We start from the raw sequence: 6,000 nt of genomic DNA, 5'->3' as shown, positions 1-6,000 counted from the left end.
GTCTTAATAGTCTTATTAGACTCTAGTGTAGCTATTGAACCACCAATAAAAGTAATTGTCGCCGTACCATTATTACTTACTGTTATATTTGTTACAGCTGAATTTACTTTTTTAATTGCTTCTTTTACCTTATCTTTCTCAAATTCTGTCAATTTATTTATATTTATCACTGGCGTTATTGCTGGATTTATAACTTTAAAAGTAAATACTGCTGCTGCATTGAGCATGTCTGTACTTCCATCCTTATATGTAACAACAACGTTATTCCCATTTAATGCAACACTTTCTATCTTATCACTAAATGTTGGATTTGCATTTTTTATAATTTTTGTAAGTTCAGTAGCATTTGGTACTTCATTAACTACGCTCGGTGTTGACGGTATTTGGGCATCGTACTTGAATGTTTGTGGTTTCCATATAAAACGAATGCGACCAACTGCCCCCGCATCCGTGTTAGCACCTACATTTGCGTAACTTGTATTACCAGCTCCATCTTCAGCAAAAAGATAACGAGTTATTACAGCACCATCTTGATAAATACCTTTAGGAATATTTCCTGTTACATTTATAACTGCTGGGTTCGCTGCAGTTGCAACAGTTTCTGAGTGAATACTATTTGCTTTCAAATATAAAGCTGCCTGTGTTTTTCCATTTAGGTACTCTGTATCCTCTAGTCCAAGTCCAGTACGATCGTTTCGTCCAAACGTCAAATATGCTTTAACAATCTTACCTGAATTGTCAGTAATCTTTAAAGATATGTTATTTTCTTCTCCTGAATAGACATAAATAGCTTGATTTGCTGCATCATCATAGGGAATATTTATTACCGGACGTACTCTCTCTTTTGTTGCAACTACTGGATTACTAGAATCCGATATATTTCCTCTCGTATCTGTTGCTTTAGCAGTCACATTACCTTCTGGAATGTTAACATCTGGGATAATTGTAACCCTGCCAGCTGAATCTGCTGTCCCTTCACCAATCTTATTATTATCTTTATCGTATAAGATTACTGTAGAACCTGGTTCTGCAGTTACTTCTATCAGCGATTTAGTCAACGCTTTATCTGTTAAGTTTGTTGTAATTACAGGTCTTTTTTGAATAGAATATGCAGCAGAAATTTTGTCTTGTGACGCATCTGGATATGTGACCGTAACATTTCCGTTGCTATCTACACTATAAGTCGTTCCATTCGGTAAAGTTGGATTATTCTGCTTGACAATTGCAATAATCTTATCTTGTTCTACTTGTGTAACATTATTTGGATTATCTACTGTCACTTTTTTATTTAATACAGGTGTATATTTTTTAGCAAGTTCAAGTACTATAACATTAAGATCAACAGTTACAGTAGATGATGGATTATTTCCACCCTCTGCTCCTGCCTTTTGTTTTCCTTTTACAGCAAACGTGATTGTAAAGTTACCTGCAGGTTGATTCATTGCAACTGTCCCCTTGAATTCTGCCTGACGAGAAGTAACTGTTGCTGTCTTGGCTGTTTCCAGAAAACCACCTACCGGTATTACTCCACTAATAATAACAGGATTTTGAGGAACCCAAAACTTTTCCATGTAATTAGCTGTAGCCACAATCGGTACGTTTATAGAATCACCAGGATAAACCGTTAGTTTTGTTTTACCAACCGATAATTGAGTGTTATATTGACCCCTTGCGACTCTACCCCCTGCTTCATCTAACGTTGCTCTTGTTACAGTCACCGGTGCACTTTTAGGTGATTCATCTCCACCTACTGGTGTTGAAGTTGCCGTTATTTTTCCTTCTGGCAAACTGTTTGCAGGATTTATAGTTGCTATTCCTTGAGTATCGGCTACAGCCTCACCAATAACAATATCATTAGCATCATATAATTTTACTGTTGATCCTGCCTGTGCTTTTACAGTAACAACTGCTACCGTACTTGCCTTCCCTGCCAAATCGTCCACAATTTCTGGTGCTATTCCTGTTTGGGCATAGACTATCCCATTACCGTTAAATACTGTTACCAATGGATTTACTGCTACTGCCCCTGCTGCGAAGAACAACATACAACCAAACACAATATTTTTTCCTTTTTTTACCATACGCCAATTTTTCTGTACAGAATCTTTTTTGTTAAATATCATAAAATAAAATGTTTCCTTTCTAAGCTTTTTATTTTCTACTAAATAATTATAAATAATTTCTTAATAAACCTCAATTAGAGAAGCAATTATACAGCGTGTTCTTTCTCTATTCTTAACCCTTATGTTTTCTTTAAAAATAAAATTGGATTTTCATGTAAGAGATATTTAAAAATAACAAATGAAAATTCATTCTTTTTCTGTATTCTTTATTTTAAATTCTTATCTCAAAGTCATCATATAGTAATACTTTACCTAATTTTAAAAAATACTTAGTAATTTTTTCCTCCCATATTTCATGAACAAACAATCACAAAAATCAACCATATTATTGAACATATTATAAGCGTAAATATTTTCACAAGCAAATTTCTTAAATTTTTATCCTCTAGTTACACAATAAATCTGAAGTTTGTTTCCAAACTCCAGATTTACTTATTAATTGGTATCAACAACAATAATCATTTATAAAAAAATAGGACTTCTTACTATAATTTTAATAAATTATTCTATCTATATATTTCTATTTCACAAATATTTATTTTTTAAGAGGTGTATGTCACATAAATATTTATTTGTGCTTCATGTACGGAAACAGAAGCACATCACGAATTGAAGCTGAATTAGTAAGTAACATTACTAATCTATCAATTCCAATGCCTAATCCACCTGTTGGTGGCATACCGTATTCTAACGCCTCTACAAAGTCTTCATCCATTTCATAAACTTCTTCATTCCCAGCATCTTTCTCATCCATTTGTGCTAAGAAACGTTCTTTTTGATCAATTGGATCATTTAATTCACTAAATGCATTAGCATGTTCTCTACGAACGATGAATAATTCAAAACGATCAGTAAATCTAGTATCTTCAGGATTTGTTTTTGCAAGTGGTGATACTTCTACTGGATGCCCATAAACAAATGTTGGTTGGACTAATGTTTCTTCTACAAAAGTTTCAAAGAACTCATTAATAATATGACCAACTCTCATATCTTTACGAACAGGAACATTGTGTTCTTTAGCTAAAGCATGAGCTTCTTCATCTGTCATTTCTTTCCAGAAATCAACACCTGTTACTTCTTTAATCGCATCTACCATATGAACACGGCGCCATTTTGGAGTCAAATCTATTTCATCTTCTCCGTACATAATTTTTGTAGTCCCATGAATTTCATTACAAATATATGCAATCATAGATTCTGTTAAATCCATAATATCATTAAAATCTGCATATGCTTCGTAAAGTTCAATCATAGTAAATTCTGGATTATGACGTGTTGAAACACCTTCATTTCTGAATGCACGACCAATTTCATAAACTTTTTCTAAGCCTCCAACGATAAGACGTTTAAGAGGTAATTCAAGCGCGATACGCATAAATAATTGCATATCCAAAGCATTATGGTGCGTGACAAACGGACGAGCCGCGGCTCCACCCGCAACTGAGTGCATCATAGGCGTTTCCACTTCCAAGTAACCACGGTCATTTAAGTAATTACGCATAATTTGAATAATTTTTGAACGCATGATGAAAGTTTCTTTGCTTTCTTCATTCATAATTAAATCTACATATCTTCTTCTATAACGCTCTTCTACATCTTTTAGTCCATGGAATTTGTCTGGAAGTGGGCGTAGAGCTTTTGTTAAAATTACAAAATTATCAGCTTTTACAGATAATTCTCCAACATTTGTTTTGAAAAGAACACCCGTCACTCCAACAATATCTCCTAAGTCTAATGTTTTAAAATACTCATAAGATTCTCCAACTCGATCTTGGCGAACATATATTTGAATTTGCCCGCCTAAATCCTGAACATGAGCAAAACCTGCTTTACCTTTCCCACGTTTTGTCATAATACGTCCTGCTATTGTTACAGAGACATTTTTTTCTTCCAATTCTTCTTTTGAGTATTTATCAAATTCTTCTACTATTTCACTTGAAAGATGTGTTCTTTTAAATTTAGTCCCAAATGGATCTAACCCTGCTTCGCGCATTACTTCCATTTTTTCACGACGTACAAGCATTTGGTCATTAAGTTCTTGAACGTCAACTTTAATTTCTTCTGTCATGTTTATTTCCTCTCTAGTATAATAAATCTAGTATTTTTTCAGATACATTCTATTATACCATATTTTAACACTTTTTGGAAAATCTTTATTTATATTTTTTATTTTTTATTTCAACCTTCTTTAATGACTAAATTAGTATATTACTCATTTAATTTAGTTTATTATTTTTTGTCAAATTTTTGTTAGATAATTTAACAATTTCCTATTGTGAAGTTCGTTTAAATAAGATATAATATATATGCATGAAAGCAATTTCAATATATTTAGCAAAATAGACGGCCTTCAACTTTTATTAGTAAATATATATTTGCACTATTGCATTAAACTTATATAGAATTCAAGGAGATTAATATGAATAATTTAAAGAAAAATATTGGCTTCCTACCTGCATTCTCTACAGTAATAGGAATTGTAATAGGATCAGGTGTGTTTTTTAAAGCATCTATCATCTATAAAACTACCGGAAATGTTAGTTTAGGAATGATTGCATGGGTGTTAGGAGGAATCATTACTATTTGTGCAGGTCTTACTGTCGCTGAACTCGCCGCAGCAATTCCTGAAACTGGCGGAATGATTGTATGGATTGAACGAGCATATGGTCGCCCTTTTGCATACTTACTCGGTTGGGCACAGACTGTTATCTACTTCCCAGCAAGTATGGCTGCTGCAGCAATTATTTTTGCGACTCAATGTGTAAATCTATTCCAATTAGATAAAATTTACAGTATTCCTATTGCAATTGCGGTAGCTTTATCTGTTACATGCTTAAATTTATTAGGTGGAAAAACTGGAGGAATGGTACAAACAATTGCTACTATGTGTAAACTTATTCCGATTTTGGCAATTGTTATTTTTGGATTGTTCCAAGCAAATCCTCATACTGTAGAATTATTCCCAAATTCTTCTACATTTTCTAATGATAATTCATTTACAGCTCTTGGATCTGCACTTCTTGCAACAATGTACGCTTATGATGGCTGGATTGCAGTTGGAAATATTGCTGGAGAAATGAAAAACCCTAAACGCGATTTACCACGAGCAATTTTCCTAGGTCTAGCTTTAGTTATGGTTGTATATTTACTTATCAATACTGCTTACTTAATGACTATGCCAATGGAACAAATCTCTGGAAACCAAAAGGCGGCAAGTGAAATTGCAATTCTATTATTTGGAGGTATCGGTGGTAAAATCATCACTATCGGAATTTTAATTAGTGTTTATGGAACATTAAACGGTTATACAATGACTGGTATTCGTGTTCCATACGCAATGGCTATAAAAGATCAAATACCATTTAAAAACACTTGGACTAAATTAAATAAATTCGCAATACCTCATTATTCTGCATTCCTACTTTTAGGTATTGCAATTATAATGATTTTCACAGGTCAGTTCGATACTTTAACAGACTTTTTATTATTTACAATTTGGTTTTTCTTTGTGGCTACTTTTATTGCGGTATTTATTCTTCGTAAAAAAGAACCTGATTTAGCAAGACCATATAAAGTTCCATTTTATCCTTTGGTCCCACTTATCGCAATTATAGGTGGTGGATATATTTTAGTTAGCACTTTAATCGCTCAATTTACTTTAGCAATGGGTGGAGTACTTCTAACTCTTGTTGGACTATTATTTTTCAAAGATTTTCATAGTAAATTTAAAAAATAACTATACAGAAGAAGTAATTTAAAATAATATTACTTCTTCTTATTTTTATGATAAAATATTAGTTATAGTATAAAAAATTAATTTAGAAGGGGAAGCTATGAATTGTTTTTTATTCAGTAAGCAAGGTATATTTAATCTTTT

General features: G+C 32.7%; 3 protein-coding genes. 1 reads left to right on the top strand and 2 read right to left on the bottom strand.

All coding sequences use genetic code 11. The features are described 5' to 3' along the window. The coding region (locus O3802_RS05910; protein ID WP_371458715.1) for a MiiA motif-containing surface protein at window positions 1-2,123 on the bottom strand (2,123 nt) is incomplete at its 3' end. A 568-nt stretch (window positions 2,124-2,691) separates the two neighbouring features. Beyond that, a complete protein-coding gene (lysS, locus tag O3802_RS05905; RefSeq protein ID WP_371458714.1) occupies window positions 2,692-4,191 on the bottom strand; it encodes a lysine--tRNA ligase in 1,500 nt (499 codons plus the stop codon). 351 nt (window positions 4,192-4,542) lie between these two features. Between lysS and O3802_RS05900 the strand changes: the two genes are divergently transcribed. Continuing rightward, window positions 4,543-5,859: an APC family permease gene (locus O3802_RS05900; RefSeq protein ID WP_371458713.1), complete on the top strand. Its 1,317-nt coding sequence runs from the start codon at window positions 4,543-4,545 to the stop codon at window positions 5,857-5,859. Window positions 5,860-6,000 lie beyond the last annotated feature (141 nt).

This window comes from Gemella sp. 27098_8_92 (assembly GCF_041433685.1).
Classification (GTDB): Bacteria; Bacillota; Bacilli; order Staphylococcales; family Gemellaceae; genus Gemella.
This window is presented reverse-complemented; position numbering and strand designations above follow the sequence as displayed.